This window comes from Pseudomonas sp. SWRI77, assembly GCF_014269105.1.
In the GTDB taxonomy this organism is placed as follows: Bacteria; Pseudomonadota; Gammaproteobacteria; order Pseudomonadales; family Pseudomonadaceae; genus Aquipseudomonas; species Aquipseudomonas capeferrum.
Genome location: NZ_JABWRV010000027.1, coordinates 1 through 16,059 on the forward strand (window position 1 = coordinate 1; position 16,059 = coordinate 16,059).

18 protein-coding genes are annotated in these 16,059 nt (G+C 62.8%); 7 read left to right on the forward strand and 11 right to left on the reverse strand.

The annotated features are described in order from the left end of the window. Nucleotides 1-197 precede the first annotated feature (197 nt). The 5 genes from HU766_RS21910 to rplU all read right to left on the reverse strand — a co-directional run bounded on the left by HU766_RS21910 (nucleotide 198) and on the right by rplU (nucleotide 3,885). Nucleotides 198-659, reverse strand: a complete 462-nt coding sequence (locus HU766_RS21910) for a CreA family protein (protein WP_186660557.1) — start codon at nucleotides 657-659, stop codon at nucleotides 198-200. Further along, a complete protein-coding gene (proB, locus tag HU766_RS21915; RefSeq protein WP_186660561.1) occupies nucleotides 656-1,774 on the reverse strand; it encodes a glutamate 5-kinase in 1,119 nt (372 codons plus the stop codon). The genes HU766_RS21910 and proB overlap by 4 nt, the downstream gene beginning before the upstream one ends. 85 nt (nucleotides 1,775-1,859) lie before the next feature. Next, complete coding sequence (gene cgtA / locus HU766_RS21920) at nucleotides 1,860-3,086, reverse strand: Obg family GTPase CgtA (protein ID WP_033701372.1); 1,227 nt, start codon at nucleotides 3,084-3,086, stop codon at nucleotides 1,860-1,862. Between the two features lie 188 nt (nucleotides 3,087-3,274). Continuing rightward, the gene (gene rpmA / locus HU766_RS21925; protein WP_008092023.1) at nucleotides 3,275-3,532 is read right to left on the reverse strand and encodes a 50S ribosomal protein L27; all 258 of its coding nucleotides are present in this window, start codon (nucleotides 3,530-3,532) and stop codon (nucleotides 3,275-3,277) included. Nucleotides 3,533-3,570: 38 nt separating this feature from the next. After that, complete coding sequence (gene rplU, locus HU766_RS21930) at nucleotides 3,571-3,885, reverse strand: 50S ribosomal protein L21 (RefSeq protein WP_003247466.1); 315 nt, start codon at nucleotides 3,883-3,885, stop codon at nucleotides 3,571-3,573. 245 nt (nucleotides 3,886-4,130) lie between these two features. Here rplU and HU766_RS21935 point away from each other — a divergent pair, with 245 nt between their 5' ends. From HU766_RS21935 to HU766_RS21945, 3 genes are all read left to right on the forward strand, one after another. Next, entirely contained in the window at nucleotides 4,131-5,099 is a 969-nt protein-coding gene (locus HU766_RS21935) for a polyprenyl synthetase family protein (protein WP_033701373.1), read from the forward strand. A gap of 153 nt (nucleotides 5,100-5,252) precedes the next feature. Beyond that, nucleotides 5,253-5,594: a zinc ribbon domain-containing protein YjdM gene (locus tag HU766_RS21940; protein WP_033701376.1), complete on the forward strand. Its 342-nt coding sequence runs from the start codon at nucleotides 5,253-5,255 to the stop codon at nucleotides 5,592-5,594. A 151-nt stretch (nucleotides 5,595-5,745) separates the two neighbouring features. Then, a complete protein-coding gene (locus HU766_RS21945; protein ID WP_003256316.1) occupies nucleotides 5,746-5,991 on the forward strand; it encodes a hypothetical protein in 246 nt (81 codons plus the stop codon). 26 nt (nucleotides 5,992-6,017) lie between these two features. Here HU766_RS21945 and HU766_RS21950 read toward each other — a convergent pair whose 3' ends face one another. The 5 genes from HU766_RS21950 to HU766_RS21970 form a co-directional block, all read right to left on the reverse strand. After that, a complete protein-coding gene (locus HU766_RS21950) occupies nucleotides 6,018-6,635 on the reverse strand; it encodes an FKBP-type peptidyl-prolyl cis-trans isomerase (RefSeq protein WP_033701378.1) in 618 nt (205 codons plus the stop codon). 85 nt (nucleotides 6,636-6,720) lie between these two features. Beyond that, the gene (locus tag HU766_RS21955; protein ID WP_033701379.1) at nucleotides 6,721-7,026 is read right to left on the reverse strand and encodes a DUF6482 family protein; all 306 of its coding nucleotides are present in this window, start codon (nucleotides 7,024-7,026) and stop codon (nucleotides 6,721-6,723) included. Nucleotides 7,027-7,135: 109 nt separating this feature from the next. Then, nucleotides 7,136-7,624, reverse strand: coding sequence for a TIGR00645 family protein (locus HU766_RS21960; RefSeq protein WP_016501546.1), 489 nt, complete (start codon nucleotides 7,622-7,624; stop codon nucleotides 7,136-7,138). Nucleotides 7,625-7,801: 177 nt separating this feature from the next. Beyond that, nucleotides 7,802-8,140 carry a hypothetical protein gene (locus HU766_RS21965; RefSeq protein WP_016713353.1) on the reverse strand — a complete coding sequence of 113 codons (339 nt, stop codon included), beginning with the start codon at nucleotides 8,138-8,140 and terminating at the stop codon, nucleotides 7,802-7,804. A gap of 162 nt (nucleotides 8,141-8,302) precedes the next feature. Then, nucleotides 8,303-10,741 carry an ATP-binding protein gene (locus tag HU766_RS21970; RefSeq protein ID WP_033701381.1) on the reverse strand — a complete coding sequence of 813 codons (2,439 nt, stop codon included), beginning with the start codon at nucleotides 10,739-10,741 and terminating at the stop codon, nucleotides 8,303-8,305. 254 nt (nucleotides 10,742-10,995) lie between these two features. Between HU766_RS21970 and HU766_RS21975 the strand changes: the two genes are divergently transcribed. From HU766_RS21975 to HU766_RS21990, 4 genes are all read left to right on the forward strand, one after another. Continuing rightward, nucleotides 10,996-11,484, forward strand: coding sequence for a DUF3015 domain-containing protein (locus tag HU766_RS21975; protein ID WP_033701382.1), 489 nt, complete (start codon nucleotides 10,996-10,998; stop codon nucleotides 11,482-11,484). Between the two features lie 75 nt (nucleotides 11,485-11,559). Further along, nucleotides 11,560-13,413: a DUF4105 domain-containing protein gene (locus tag HU766_RS21980; RefSeq protein WP_186660564.1), complete on the forward strand. Its 1,854-nt coding sequence runs from the start codon at nucleotides 11,560-11,562 to the stop codon at nucleotides 13,411-13,413. A gap of 78 nt (nucleotides 13,414-13,491) precedes the next feature. Further along, on the forward strand, nucleotides 13,492-13,848 hold the full coding sequence (locus tag HU766_RS21985; RefSeq protein WP_033701385.1) for a lipoprotein: 357 nt from the start codon (nucleotides 13,492-13,494) through the stop codon (nucleotides 13,846-13,848). Nucleotides 13,849-13,914: 66 nt separating this feature from the next. Further along, entirely contained in the window at nucleotides 13,915-14,412 is a 498-nt protein-coding gene (locus HU766_RS21990; RefSeq protein ID WP_186660566.1) for a GreA/GreB family elongation factor, read from the forward strand. A 66-nt stretch (nucleotides 14,413-14,478) separates the two neighbouring features. On the opposite strand, the gene gdhA is transcribed toward HU766_RS21990, so the two are convergent. After that, the gene (gdhA, locus tag HU766_RS21995; RefSeq protein ID WP_186660569.1) at nucleotides 14,479-15,819 is read right to left on the reverse strand and encodes an NADP-specific glutamate dehydrogenase; all 1,341 of its coding nucleotides are present in this window, start codon (nucleotides 15,817-15,819) and stop codon (nucleotides 14,479-14,481) included. Nucleotides 15,820-16,059: the final 240 nt, after the last annotated feature.

Here is a 16,059-nt window from a genome sequence, read left to right on the forward strand (position 1 = left end):
GAAGTTCATCAGCCGGCTGGATGAGGTGAGGAAGGTTGTGCGTGAGGATCAGGCCGAAGAGTTGGCCTGAAGAATCTGGGGCCGCTTTGCGGCCCTATCGCGACACAAGGCCGCTCCTACAGGGGTATGCGTTTCCCTGTAGGAGCGGCCTTGTGTCGCGAAAGGAGGCCGAAGGCCTCCCAAAATCTACCAGGCTATCAATGCGCCCAAGGCAGGATCGGAATCGCGGTCACCGCATTCTGCGGGCTGCCTTCGATCATGCGGTCGCTGTACACCAGGTACACCAGCGTATTGCGCTTCTTGTCCAGAAAGCGCACCACCTGCATGGTCTTGAACACCAGCGAGGTGCGTTCCTTGAACACTTCCTCGCCATCCTTCAACTCACCCTTGAAGTTGATCGGCCCGACCTGACGGCAAGCAATCGACGCCTCCGCACGGTCCTCCGCCAGCCCCAAGCCACCCTTCATGCCGCCAGTCTTGGCCCGCGACAGGTAGCAGGTCACGCCCTCGACCTTGGGATCGTCAAACGCTTCGACCACAATGCGGTCGTTCGGCCCAAGGAACTTGAACACCGTGGACACCTGGCCGACTTCCTCGGCCCCGGCCAGGATTGGCAGCGCCAGCGCCGCCACGGCAATCACTCGCTTGAACAGGCTCATACCAGCACCAGATTGTCGCGGTGCACCAGCTCGGGCTCAGCGCTATAGCCAAGGATCGACTCGATGCTATCGGACGACTGGCCGATGATCTTCTGCGCCTCCAGGGCGCTGTAGTTGGCCAGGCCGCGGGCCACTTCAAGGCCGTCCGGGCCGACGCATACCACCATCTCGCCACGCCGGAAACTGCCCTGCACGGTCTTCACGCCAACCGGCAACAGGCTCTTGTTGGCCTGGCGCAGTGCCTGCACGGCGCCGGCGTCGAGCACCAGCGTGCCACGGGTTTGCAGGTGCCCGGCCAGCCACTGCTTGCGCGCAGCGAGCATGCCGCGTTCAGGCGACAGCAAGGTGCCCAGGCGCTCACCACCCCTGAGGCGATCAAGCACGCGCTCGATGCGGCCACCGATGATGATGGTATGCGCACCGGAACGTGCCGCCAGGCGTGCGGCGCGCAGCTTGGTCTGCATACCGCCACGGCCCAGCGCGCCACCGGTGCCACCGGCCACGGCGTCGAGCGCCGGGTCGTCGGCACGGGCTTCATAGATCAGCTGGGCTTCGGGGTTGTTGCGCGGGTCGGCGTCGAACATGCCGTCGCGGTCGGTGAGAATCACCAGCAGGTCGGCTTCCACCAGGTTGGCCACCAGCGCGGCCAACGTGTCGTTGTCGCCGAAGCGGATCTCGTCGGTGACCACGGTGTCGTTTTCGTTGATCACCGGCACCACGCCGAGGTCGACCAACGTGCGCAGGGTGCTGCGCGCGTTCAGGTAACGTTTGCGGTCGGACAGGTCGTCATGGGTCAGGAGGATCTGCGCGGTGTGCTTGCCGTGCTCGCCGAAGCTCGACTCCCAGGCCTGCACCAGGCGCATCTGGCCGATCGAAGCGGCGGCCTGCAGCTCGTTCATCGCGCTCGGTCGCGAGGTCCAGCCCAGCTGGCTCATGCCCGCTGCCACTGCCCCCGAAGAGACCAGCACCAACTCCACGCCTGCCTCACGCAGCGCGACCATCTGCTCGACCCAAACGGCCATTGCGCCGCGATCCAGGCCTTTGCCATCGGCGGTCAGCAGCGCACTGCCAATCTTCACGACCCAGCGCTTGGCGCCCGTCACCTTGCTTCGCATCTTCTTCCAACCTATGTCGAATCTGTAGATACAGTGGATACAAAAACGCCGCTCCAGAGAGCGGCGTTTAGTGTACTGCAACCGGTCAGTCGCGCACGTAAATGATTTCCGGGCCGTCTTCGTCGTCCTCGAAATCATCGTCCCAACCGTCATCGTCGCCGATGTCGTGGACGCTCTTGACGCCTGTGCGACGCAGGGTACGGGCGTCGTCCAGAGCCTGCAGCTGGGCGCGGGCTTCGTCTTCGATACGCTGGTCGAGGTCGGCCAGCTCGGCGGCGAAGACCGGGTCGTTGGCCAGGCGGTCGGCGCGGTCTTCGAGGTAGCGCATCAGGTCGTGGCTGAGCTTGTCGGTGCCCTGCTTGGAGATGGCCGAGATCACGTAGACCGGGCCTTCCCACTGCAAGCGCTCGACCACTTCCTTGACCCGCTCGTCGCGCTCGTCGTCCATGACCATGTCAGACTTGTTCAGCACCAGCCAGCGCTCACGCTCGGCCAGCGACGGGCTGAAGCGGGTCAGCTCGTTGACGATCACTTCTGCGGCATCGGCCGGGCTGCTTTCGTCCAGCGGCGCCATGTCGACCAGGTGCAGCAGCACGCGGGTACGCGCCAGGTGCTTGAGGAAGCGGATACCCAGGCCGGCACCGTCGGATGCGCCTTCGATCAGGCCGGGGATGTCGGCAATGACGAAGCTCTTCCAGCGGTCGACGCTGACCACGCCCAGGTTCGGCACCAGAGTGGTGAACGGGTAGTCGGCGACTTTCGGCTTGGCAGCCGACACCGAACGGATGAAGGTGCTCTTGCCAGCGTTTGGCAGGCCGAGCAGGCCGACGTCGGCCAGGACCTTCATTTCCATTTTCAGGTCGCGCTGATCACCTGGCTTGCCCGGGGTGGTCTGACGCGGCGCACGGTTGGTGCTCGACTTGAAGCGGGTGTTGCCCAGGCCGTGCCAGCCGCCTTGGGCGACCATCAGCTTCTGGCCAGGGGTGATCAGGTCACCGATCACTTCCTGGGTGGTGGCGTCGATCACCGTGGTGCCGACCGGCACCCGCAGGAACAGGTCTTCACCCTTCTTGCCGGTGCAGTCGGTGCTGCCACCATTGGCGCCCCGCTGGGCCTCATGGTGACGGGTGTAGCGGTAGTCGACCAGGGTGTTGAGGTTTTCGTCGGCAACCATGTACACCGAACCGCCGTCACCACCGTCGCCGCCGTTAGGCCCACCGTTTTCGATGAATTTTTCGCGACGGAAGCTCATGCAACCGTTACCGCCGTCACCGGCTTTGACTCGAATCGATACTTCGTCAACAAACTTCATTAAAACCGCCCCTCGTCTTCCGACGAGCTGAATACTTAAAAAACCTGAGGCTCTTGCAAAAATGAGCGCGGCGGCCCCGTACGACCGTAGAAACCCACGCCGGCAGCCCATACAAACAGCTTTGCAAGAGGCTCACCACAAACGAAAAAGCCCCGTCGCATGACGGGGCTTCTGGAGCGACGTCGCGATTAGGCTGCGACGATGCTCACGTAACGGCGGTTGAACTCGCCTTTCTTCTCGAACTTGATCACGCCTTCGATCTTGGCGAACAGGGTGTGATCCTTGCCCATGCCAACGCCGTAGCCGGCGTGGAACTGGGTGCCGCGCTGACGGACGATGATGTTGCCGGCCTTGACGACCTGGCTGCCATACATCTTCACGCCAAGGCGTTTCGATTCTGAGTCGCGACCGTTACGGGTACTACCACCAGCCTTCTTGTGAGCCATGGTTCAATTCTCCAAATAAATTCAGGGGATCTAGGGGATTAAGCCTGGATGCCGGTGATTTTGATCTCGGTGAACCACTGGCGGTGGCCCATACGCTTCATGTGGTGCTTACGACGACGGAACTTGATGATGCGGACTTTATCGTGACGGCCTTGCGAAACGACTTCAGCAACAACTTTAGCGCCGGCGACGACTGGAGCGCCGATGGTGACTTCTTCACCGTTGGCAACCAGCAGAACGCGATCGAAAGTCACGGATTCGCCAGTGGCGACTTCCAGTTTTTCGATCTTGAGGAATTCACCTTCAGCGACTTTGTACTGCTTGCCGCCGGTAACGATTACTGCGTAAGACATGGGTATTTCTCCGATAATCCTGCTCACCCAGCGCTTTATATGATGAGTATTGGCTGGCATGGCTGCATGGGGCTGGAACGGCCCGGTGCAATTGCGTAAGGCAGGTGCTGCCCAGGAAGTTAGGGTGCGCGATTGTACGCAACCCCGGTTTTGCTTGCAAGTACCGCCCCCGTGGCGCTGGCACCGCGCCTTGACACACCGGGACCCGCGACCTAGCATGCCGCGCAACGTTAATGGAGCAGCCGATGCAACCCCAAACCTTCTACCGCGCGGTGGCTGATGATTTCAGCGCCGTCGACGAGATCATCAAGAAGCAGCTGACCTCGCGCGTGCCGCTGGTATCGAAGATCGGCGACTACATCACGTCGGCCGGTGGCAAGCGCCTGCGTCCCCTGCTGGTCCTGCTGTGTGGCAAGGCCCTGGGCCGCGAAGGCGACGACCTGCGCCTGCTGGCAGCGACCATCGAGTTCCTGCACACCGCCACCTTGCTGCACGACGACGTGGTCGACATGTCCGGCATGCGCCGCGGCCGTTCCACCGCCAATGCGCTGTGGGGCAACGCACCGAGCGTGCTGGTGGGCGACTTCCTTTATTCGCGCTCGTTCGAAATGATGGTCGAACTGGGTTCGATGCCGGTCATGCAGATCCTCTCCAAGGCCACCCGCGTCATCGCCGAGGGTGAAGTGCTGCAGCTGTCGCGCGTGCGCGATGCCAGCACCACGGAAGAGGTGTACATGGAGGTCATCCGCGGCAAGACCGCCATGCTGTTCGAGGCCTCGACCCACAGCGCCGCCGCGCTGGCCGGCGCCAGCGACGCGCAGCGCGAGGCCCTGCGCACCTTCGGCGACCACCTGGGTGTGGCCTTCCAGCTGGTCGACGACCTGCTGGACTACAAGGGCGACTCGCAGACCCTGGGCAAGAACGTTGGTGACGACCTGGCCGAGGGCAAGCCTACCCTGCCGCTGATCTACACCATGCGCGAAGGCACGCCTGAACAGGCTGCGCTGGTGCGCCAGGCGATCCAGAAGGGTGGCCTTGAAGACCTCGAGCAGATCCGCGCAGCGGTCGAAGCCTCGGGCGCGCTGGACTACACCGCGCAGATGGCACGTGACTACGTGAAGCGGGCTATCGAGTGCCTGGAAGTGCTGCCGGCCAGTGAATATCGCGATGCGTTGATCGAGCTGAGCGAGTTTGCGGTAGCGCGTACGCACTAACATCGCGCCACCTTCATCGCGGGCAAGCCCGCTCCTACAGGCCCATGTAGGAGCGGGCTTGCCCGCGATGCTTTTGCAAGGACAAAACACTTCACAGAGAAAACCTTATACAATATGGGTCTTTTCAACCGCCTGTCTGTTTAAGGAACCGAAGTGAGCACTTTGCCGCCCTGCCCCAAATGCAATTCCGAATACACCTACGAGGATGGCACCCAGCTGATCTGCCCCGAGTGCGCGCACGAGTGGTCGGCCAACGGCGAAGCCGATGCCGCCAGCGATGACGTGGTGAAAAAGGATTCGGTCGGCAATGTGCTGCAGGACGGCGATACCGTCACCGTCATCAAGGACCTCAAGGTCAAGGGCTCGTCCCTGGTGGTCAAGGTCGGCACCAAGGTCAAGAACATCCGCCTGTGCGACGGCGACCACGACATCGATTGCAAGATCGACGGCATCGGCGCCATGAAGCTGAAGTCCGAGTTCGTGCGCAAGGTCTGACCCTAGGGTGCAACGGGGCTACCTTTCTGGTGGCCCTGACAGATCCTGCAACAGGGTCACTGCACCATTGGGCAAAAATACGGCAATAGACCCTTGCTATTTTGATAATAAGAATTATTCTCATTGGAACTGCTATCCAAGGAGAATAGCCATGACCTATCTGATCGACGCCTGGCTGGACCGCCCTCACCCTTACCTGCGCATCTTGCATCGCGAGACCGGCGAAGTGTGCGCGGTGCTTGAAGAAGAAGCCCTTGATGAACTGCGCGACCAGGGCGACCTGGACATGAGCGGGCTGAATTCGAGCGAACCTGGGGTGCTCAAGGAGCTGGTGCGGAATTTGTTTCTGTTCTGCTATGCGCGGGCGTTGCGCCCTGGGGGGACGGATTGGAACTGAGGCCGGCTAAGCCGGCCCCATAGGCATTACAGAACGTCGAGCAGCTCGACGTCGAACACCAGTACGCTGTGCGGCGGGATGCTGCCAACGCCTTGGGCGCCGTAGGCCAGCTCGCTCGGCACGTACAGGCGCCATTTGCTGCCAGCGTTCATCAGTTGCAGGGCTTCGGTCCAGCCAGCGATCACGCCGCCTACCGGGAATTCAGCCGGCTGGCCACGCTCGTAGGAGCTGTCGAACACGGTGCCATCGATCAGGGTACCGTGGTAGTGGGTACGCACGTTGCTTTCGCGGGTCGGCTTGGCGCCTTCACCTGCGGTCAGCACTTCGAACTGCAGGCCCGAAGCCAGGGTGGTGATGCCTTCGCGCTTGGCGTTTTCGGCCAGGAATTCCTTGCCGGCGCCAGCCGCTGCTTCAGCCTTGGCAGCTGCCTCGGCTTGCATGATGTCGCGGATGACCTTGAAGCTGGCCGACAGGTCGGCTTCGCTGACGCGGCTGTCGGCGCCGTTGAAGGCGTCGGTCAGGCCGGCCAGGATGGCGTCCAGGCTGACGCCTGGTGGCGGGTTGTCACGCAGTTGGCCACCCAGCTGACGGCCGATGCCGTAGCTGACGCGGGTTTCGTCGGTAGACAGGTTGAGTTCGGACATTGTCGTGCTCCACTGCAGGGCGCAGTGAAGCCGCGCCCTTGATGAAAAGGGCGAGCAGCCTAGCACACTGGGGCGCCTGGAGCAGCTACCAGGCCGAACGCTGGGAAATCGGTACTTTCAGGTCTTCTTCGGGGTGCGTGCCCATGCCGCACATTTCGTCCTGCACTGACCAGTGCAACAAGTTCAGTGACAGCAATGGAAGGGCTTTGAGCAGGTCACGCGCTTCTTCCACGGAGTGCACGCGCAAGCGTTGCCCACGGCTGTCGGAAAGCGGATGCGCACGGCCCTTGACCCGGGCCTCAAGCAGGTAATCACCACCTTCGATGGCGATCAGGTTGAGTTCGTCGACATGGCCAACCCTGGCCTCGGTATTGAGCTGATGCAGGTTCATGAGAGCACCTCGCAGCGGGAACCGCATGAGTGCTCATTTTTTGTACAGGGCCAGGGAATACACAAGGTAAAACTGACGCCACTCGTCAGTTTTACCCTATCAAGCGGGCTCAGTGCTTGGTGAGCTTGTCCAGGTAACCCATGCAGAAGGCCGACACCACGAAGGTCATGTGGATGATCACGTACCACATCAGATAGTCGGTGGAGATGTTCTGTGCGTCCATGAACACGCGCAGCAGGTGAATCGACGAAATGGCGACGATCGAGGCAGCAACTTTCATCTTCAGCGAAGATGAGTCCATCTTGCCGAGCCAGTTGAGCTTCTCTTTGCTGTCGTCGATGTCCAGTTGCGAGACGAAGTTCTCGTAGCCGGAAATCATCACCATCACCAGCAGGCCACCCACCAGCGACATGTCGATCAGCGACAGGATCACCAGGATCAGGTCGGCTTCGCTCAGGGCAAATACGTTGGGCAGGACGTGAACGACTTCCTGGAAGAACTTCAGGGCCAGGGCCAACAGCCCGAGGGACAAGCCGAAGTAGATAGGGGCGAGCAGCCAGCGCGAGGCATACATCGCATTTTCGAGAATACGTTCCATGGAGGGTAGGGACTCGTCAGGTGACTGAAAAAGCGACGGCGAGTATAGCCAGCCACCTGCTGCAGCAAAAGCCCGGCTCCGCTGCGCAGCGCAATCGCGACACAAGGCCGCACCCGGCCACCGCTGTGGGAGCCGCCGTGTGTCGCGAATGGGGCACGCAGCGGCCCCAGCAATCGCCTAGCTTTCCGGATGGAACTGGTAATCCCCCAGGTTACGACAGCGCTCGCCATTGATGCGACGCAACTGGGCCTGCAGGTGCAGGCACCAGATCTGCGGGTCTTCGGCAACCTGATACCCGTGTAGCGTCAGGCTGTCGACAATGGCATTGAGCACCGACTCGGCCACCAGCGGCCCGTGAAACGGCCCCTGGGCCTTGATGGCCGAAGGTTGCTCGCCGGCCATGCCGGCGGCGAACAGCAGCGTCCACATGCCGTTGTCGCCGGCCAGTGGGCGGATGCTGCATTCGATGCGGGTCACCAGGCCCAGGCACTGGCGAGTAAGGCTGAGGTTGCGCATGGCCGCGTCCCCTCCAATGAGCCCTGTTCAGCCTGAAACCCTCAGGCTGTTTCCATCCTGAACGCTGATACCGTCCTAAGTTCCAGCATAGAGGAACAGCACAGAAAGTTGGAAAACCGGCGCTGAACGGTAGCACATCGCCGCCAGCGCCGGTTTATTGACTTAGGCCGGCTTAGCCTGCGCAATCACCTCTTCCAGGCGTTCCTTTTCTGCCTCTTTGATGTCCTCTTCGCTGATCATCTCGGCGATTTCGCGCAGGCGCTCCACCACGCGGGCGTTGACGCTGCCCTCGGTGAACTCGCCATTTTCATCCGCCGTGCCGGCCTCCTCGCCCACCAGCAGGCTCAGCGCCTCGTCGGCCTGGCTGACCGCATACACGTGGAACTGCCCGCCTTCGACCGCCTGCAGTACCCGCTCGTCGAGCATCAGCGTGGCCACGTTGGCACGCGGGATGATCACGCCTTGATCGCCGGTCAAGCCGCGCGCCTCGCAGAGCCGGAAGAAGCCCTCGATCTTCTCGTTGACCCCACCCACCGCCTGCACTTCACCGAACTGGTTGATCGAACCGGTGATGGCAAAGCATTGCTTGAGCGGCGTGCGCGACAACGCCGAGATCAGCGTGCACACCTCACCCAGCGAGGCACTGTCACCGTCGACGTAACCGTAGGACTGCTCCAGGGCAATGCTCGCCGAAATGGCCAGCGGGAACTCCTGGGCGTAGCGGCTACCCAGGTAGCCGGTGAGGATCATCACGCCCTTGGAGTGGATCGGCTGGCCCAGGTTGACCTCACGCTCGATGTCGACGATGCCGCTGCCGCCGGGGTAGACCGTGGCCGAGATACGCGCCGGCATGCCGAATGCCGAATCACCCACCTCCAGCACCGTCAGGCCGTTGCACTTGCCGATGGCCGCGCCTTCGGTGTCGATCAGGATGATGCCGGCGAGCATGTCGTCCAGCACCCGCTGCGACACACGCCCGGTGCGGGTGGCCTTGGCCTTGAGCGCACGCTCGATGTGCCCGGCGTCGGTCATCTCGTCGCTGGCCAGCTGGCGAATGAAGTCGGCCTCACTGACCAGCTGGAACAGGTCACCGATGCGTGCCGACAGCCGCGACTGGTTTTCCGCCAGCCGGGCGCTGTAGGTGGCCAGGCGCGCCACGGCGTCGCTGGTCAGCGGCGCCATGCCTTCTTCGTTGGTGCGGGTACGCAAGAGCTGGGCAAATTGCTCCAGGTTCTCGTCGACCATGGGCATGTCTTCGTCGAAGTCCACCAGCACCCGGAACATTTCCTGGAAGTCCGGATCATGGTCCTGCAGCGCGTAGTAGAGCTGACGCGAGCCGATGATCACCAGCTTGACGTTGAGCGGGATCATCTGCGGCGTCAGGCTGACGCTCGCCACCCGGCCCAGCTCGCCCAGCGGCGACTCCATCTTCAGCTTGCGCGACTGCAGCGCCCGCTTGAGGGCATCCCAGACGAAGGGCTCGCCGAGCATCTTCTCGGCTTCAAGAATCAGGAAGCCGCCGTTGGCCCGGTGCAACGCCCCCGGGCGCAACTGGCGGTAGGAGGTGTACAGCGCGCCCTGGTCGGTGCTGTATTCGATCCGGCCAAACAGGTTGTCGTAGGTCGGGTGCGGCTCGAACACCACCGGCGCGCCACCGTCGTGGTGATGACCCACCACCAGGCTCGGCGCGTATTGCTCTTCGAGCATCTTGCGCGCCACGGCGTCGGTCTTGCTGTCATCGACCAGTTGCTCGACCACGGTGCGCAGCAGGTTCAACTGCACCGACTGCAGGTAGGCGCAGACCGCCGCGTTCTCGGCGTACTTTTCCGACAGCGGCGCCAGCAGCGGCTGCAGGGCCAGGGTAATGGTTTCTTCGTTGAGCTGGCGCAGCTGGTTGTTCGACTCACGCTTCCACTGCGGCAGGCTGGCCAGCTCTTCGTTGAGGCGCTCCTCGAGCAGGGCGATGTCTTCGTGGAACTGCTCACGCACCGCCTCCGGCAGTTGCGCGAACTCGGCCTCGTCCAGCGCCTTGCCTTCGGCCATCGGGGTGAAGGCGACGTTACTGGCGTCGCGGTACAGGGCCACGTCTTTTTCCAGCGAAGCGCGCTCGATCACATCCAGGGCGCGGTCATAACGCTGGTTGAAGGCACGGTCGATGGCGCCCTTCTTCTGCTGGTACGACGGGTGCTCGAACACCGCCGGGAAGGTCGACAACAGGTTGTCGATCAGCCCGTTCATGTCGGTGATGAATTCACCGGCTGTGCCCGAAGGCAGCTCCAGGGCACGCGGCTCGCGGGTGTCTTCGTAATGGTTGACGTAGACCCAGTCGGCAGGGGTGTGTTGGCGCTTGCCCTCGGCCTTGAGGTAGCGCTTGACGAACGAGAAGCGGCCGGTGCCGGGCTCGCCCATCACATACACGTTGTAGCCAGGGCGGGGCATGGCCACGCCGAATTGCAGGGCCTCGACTGCTCGCTCCTGGCCCAGGACACCTCGAAACGGCTCCAGATCGTCAGTGTGGGTAAAAGCAAACTGCTCGGGGGAAAAACGCCGGGTCAGGGCTTCAGGCGCAAGACGCAGGCGCGCAGCGACAGGATCGGGCATTGGGTTTCCTTACTTCGGCGGGGCGGATACGCAGCATTCTGGCGCTGCCCGCGCGCGCCTTGCAAGGCTCGGCGGGACTTTATGTCGCAGTCGCGATAACACAGCGCTTCAGGCAAATTTTTCGCAATCAACAACGCAACCTTTAGATCGTGCCTAAACTCCAAGCTGCGCGGGTGGGTGAAAAGCTTTCCCGCCTGGCAACCGAGTTGCCAGAAACCCTGACCCTTGGTTAAGACAAATAGAGAACAAATGCTATGAAACGGATTCTTCTGGGTACTCTGTTCACCGTGGTCTCCCTCAATGCCATGGCCGAGGCGCCTGGCGGCCCGAACTGCGGCTGGGGCAACATGCTGTTCGAAGGCCAGCGCGGTACGCCGGCCCACTTCCTGGCTTCCACCACCAACGGTACCTCCGGTAATGCCACCTTCGGCATGACCTCCGGCACCAACGGCTGCTCCACCAAGGCTTCGCTGACCTATGGCGGCAAGTCCTGGTTTGCCATGAACGGCATGATGAACGAACTGTCCGAAGACATGGCCATGGGCAAGGGCGAGGCTCTGACCACCTATGCCGTGGTACTGGGTGTAGCGCCTGAAGACCGCACCTACTTCGAGTCGGTCACCCACCAGCACTTCAACCAGATCTTCAGCAGCGCCGACGTCACGGCCGAAACCGTGCACAGCAACACCCTGGCGGTGTTGAAGAGCGACCCACGCCTGGCCAAGTACGCAACCGAGGCTTAAGTGCAGCTTGCCCCGCCCCACCTCCGGGGCGGGTTTCGCCTTTTTTTCGGCATCGTGAAGAAGTAGTTGCCCGATATGCTCAAACGCCTCGCTTACCTGGCGCTGTGTGCCTGCGCCCCTGTTCATGCTGCGCCTGCGCTGGATGAAGGCCGTATTCAGCAACTGGCCAGTACCCCCTACTGGATCGCCCTGGGCCATTACGAGACTGCCAAGCTCGGTGGCTGGCGAAGCTATGTGGACGACACCCGGTTCTTTCTCGCCGAGGATGGCGCGCACCACCCCGACCAAGAGCTGCGGGCCACGGTGCAGGCGCTGTATGCGTCGGCCAGCCTGGGCGACAAGCATGCCCAGTGCGTCTTTCCGGCACGCACCCGTTGGCTCAAGGAACAACTGGGGCTGACTGACCTGCCGCAGCCCGACTGCCAGGAATTCAAGACCTGGTACACCTCGATCGACCCGCACAGCGCCGCGCTGATCTTCCCGGCGGCCTACCTGAACAGCCCATCGTCGATGTTCGGCCATACACTGCTGCGCATCGACCAGTCCACCACCCACAGCGACGACACCACGCTGCTGAGCTACGCGATCAACTTCGGCGCCTACATCGAAGGCAGCGACAACAGCATCCTGTACGCCTGGAAGGGCCTGATGGGCGGCTATCCAGGCCTGTTTGCGCTGATGCCGTACCAAGAGAAGCTGTCCGAGTACCGCAGCCTGGAAAACCGCGACCTGTGGGAGTACAAGCTGGACCTCACCCCGCAAGAGACCGGGCGCATGGTCGAGCATGTGTGGGAGCTCAAGCAGATCCAGTTCGATTACTTCTTCTTCGACGAGAACTGCTCCTACCGCCTGCTGGAACTGCTGCAAGTAGCCCGGCCGAGCCTGGACCTGACCTCGCAGTTTCCGCTGACCGCCATCCCCACCGACACGGTCAAGGCGGTGCGCCAGTCTGGCCTGGTGGCCAGCGTCAACTACCGGCCTTCGCGCGAGCGCGAACTGCTGGCCCGCGCCGAGCCTTTGGCCCCCCACGAAAAGCAGCAGGTACTGGCGGTCAGCGCCGATACCGCGCAGTTGCAAAGCCCGGCCTTCACCGCCCTGCCGCGCGAGCGCCAGGCGCTGGTGCAGGACGCCGCCTACCGCCTGGAGCGTTACCGCGCCAACGGCCAGGAGCGCGACCCGGGCCAGGCCACGCGCAGCTTCGAGCTGCTGCGGGCGATCAACCGCAACCCGCCGCCAGCGCTGGATATCGAGCGCCCCGGGCTGCCCGAAGATGGCCATGACTCACGCACCTGGCAGCTCGGTGTCGGCACGCGGGAAGACCGCGCCTACGCCGAGTACGGCCTGCGCATGGCCTATCACGACCTCAACGACAACGCCTACGGCTTCCCGCTGGGCGCGCAGATCGAGATCTTGCAGCTCAAAGTGCGCCAGTACGAAGGCAACGACTGGCAGGTACAGCGCCTGGACCTCGCCACCATTCGCTCCCTGACGCCGCGCAACGCCCTGCTCAAGCCGTGGTCATGGCAAGTGACCGGCGGCCTGGAGCGGGTGCCGGGCAAGCATGACGACGAGGTGCTGGTAAGCCATGTGAACGGCGGTGCCGGCGGTACCTGGCAACTGGCCGATGGCTTGCTGGGCTTCGCCCTGGGCACGGTACGCGTGGAGCACCACAACGACTTCGCCGAGTTCATTTCCCCGGCGGCGGGCTTCAACGGCGGGCTGCTGTGGCGCAACGGGCTGGGCAACATGACGCTGGAGGCCAAGGGCGACTTCTTCACCAATGGCGAGGTGCGCCGCAGTGTAAGCCTGAACCAGCAATGGGAAATCAGCCGCAACCTGGGCCTGCGGCTAAGTGCGTCGCGTGAGTTCAGCCACCTGGCGACGGCGCAGAACGAGGTGATGCTGGAGCTGAAGTGGTACCACTACTGACTCTTTGACGCTGTTTTGACAGCCCACCGACAAACCGCCACCTAGACTCTCCCGCATCAACTGGAGGGTCTGGTGGCTATGTCGCGGTACTGGTTAGGCCTGTGCTTTGCCTTTTTGCTGTCTGGGTGCGCAACGACCCACGAACAGATGCTCAACCACGGTTACCCGCCCGCCTACGCCGATGGCTTCCAGGATGGCTGCAGCAGCGGCCGCCAGGCTGCCGGGCTGATGGTCGGCGACTTTCGCAAGGACGTGCCGCGCTACCTGCACAACCGCCAGTACGAAAGCGGCTGGGACGATGGTTTTCGCCAGTGTCACGCCCTGCAGAACAGCGAAGAGCAGCGTCAGTACCGCGACCGCTACTGGGACCAACGCGACCGTGACTGGGAGCAGGAGAAAGACCGCGGCGCTGCGCGGGCCTACCGCCACCCCTAGGTCGCAATCGGACATCCTTTGAAACCGGCGGCCTGCCATCATGGTCTTCAGCACAAGGAGGCCACCATGAGCCGAGCATTCGTCAACGAAGACCAGGCCGCCGCCCAGGCCGACCAGCCGGTAGAGCGGCGGGTCAGCGAGCAGCCCAACTACGTCACGGCCCTGGGCCTGGCGCAACTGCAGCAACGGGTGGCCGAACTCAACACAGTGCGCAGCCAGCTGCAGGCCCAGGGCGAGCGTGCCGACAAGCAGCGCCTGGCCGATACCGAGCGTGACCTGCGCTACTTCAGCGCCCGGGTGCAGAGTGCCCAGGTGGTGCCAGCCGCCACTTCGCGGAGCAAGGTGCAGATTGGTAGCCGGGTGAGGTTTGTCGATGAGCACGACCAGGCGCACGAGGTGCAGCTGGTTGGGGAAGATCAGGCCGATGCGGGGCGCGGGTTGATCAATTGGGGGGCGCCGCTGGGGCGGGCTTTGCTAGGCGCGGGGCCTGGGGATGAAGTGGTTTGGCGGCGGCCGGTAGGGGATCAGACGATCGAGGTGGTCGCCATCGAGGGTGAGGCGTGAGGCCGCCCCCACACCTGTAGGAGCGGCGGGCCGATGGGGCCGCAAAGCGGCCCCATCGGTTTTGGATCAGACCACGCCCTGCGCCAGCATGGCATCAGCTACTTTCACAAAGCCGGCGATGTTCGCGCCCTTGACGTAGTTGATCTTGCCGTCAGCCTCTTCACCGTAGTGAACACAGGCATGGTGAATCGACTGCATGATGTTGTGCAGCTTGCTGTCCACTTCACCGGCCGTCCACAGCAGGCGCATGGCGTTCTGCGACATCTCCAGGCCCGACACGGCCACGCCGCCAGCGTTGGACGCCTTGCCCGGAGCGTACAGGATGCCCGCCTCCAGGAAGATATCCACAGCCGCGAGGGTGGTCGGCATGTTGGCGCCTTCGGCCACGCAGAAGCAGCCATTGCGCAGCAGGGTGCGGGCGTCTTCGGTGTCCAGCTCGTTCTGCGTGGCGCACGGCAGGGCGATGTCGCACGGCAGGCTCCACGGGGTCTGGCCCTTGCGGAACTCCAGGCCGAACTCGCCCGCCAGGGTGCTGAGGCGACCACGCTTGACGTTTTTCAGCTCCATCACGGCGTCCCACTGGGCGTCGCTCAGGCCCGCTTCGGCGTACAGGGTGCCCTCGGAATCGGACAGCGAGATGACCTTGCCGCCCAGGTCCATGACCTTGCGCGCGGCATACTGGGCCACGTTGCCCGAGCCGGAAATCGCCACGCGACGGCCATCGATGCGCAGGTCGCGGCGCTTGAGCATCTCTTCAGCGAAGTAGACGCAGCCGTAGCCGGTGGCCTCTGGGCGAATCAGGCTGCCGCCATAGGTCATGCCTTTGCCGGTCAGTACCGAGGTGAACTGGTTGGCCAGGCGCTTGTACTGGCCGAACATGAAGCCAATCTCGCGGGCGCCCACGCCGATGTCACCGGCAGGCACGTCGACGTCGGCACCGATGTGGCGGTACAGCTCGCTCATGAAGGCCTGGCAGAAGCGCATCACTTCTGCATCGCTCTTGCCCTTCGGGTCGAAGTCCGAGCCACCTTTGCCGCCACCCATGGGCAGCGAGGTCAGGGAGTTCTTGAACACCTGCTCGAAGGCCAGGAACTTGAGCACGCTCAGGTTGACCGACGGGTGGAAGCGCAGGCCGCCCTTGTACGGGCCGATGGCGCTGCTCATCTGGATGCGGTAGCCGCGGTTGACCTGGACCCTGCCCTGGTCATCGACCCACGAAACGCGGAACAGCACCGCGCGCTCGGGTTCGACCATGCGCTCCAGGATACCGGCCTGCAGGTAATGGGGGTTGGCTTCGAGGAACGGCCACAGAGTGCGCAAGACTTCTTCCACTGCCTGGTGGAACTCGGGCTGGGCAGGATCGCGTTGCTTGAGGCGCGCGAGGAAATTATCGACAGATTCGACCATGGTAGACATCTCACCAAGAGGGATTGGACTTATTGGTTTTTTTTCGAATGTACCAAGAAGCAATCGCACGAGAACAGGGCGTGATGTCGTTTTTTTGAAATTATTTGGTGCGTTTTATATAAATGTATACAAAATTGATGGATTGTTGTTAGCAGGCCGGGCCTCTTCGCGGGGCAAGCCCGCTCCCACAGGATCTATGAAAGGCCCCAGATCTCTGGACATTGTGTGGGAGCGGGCTTG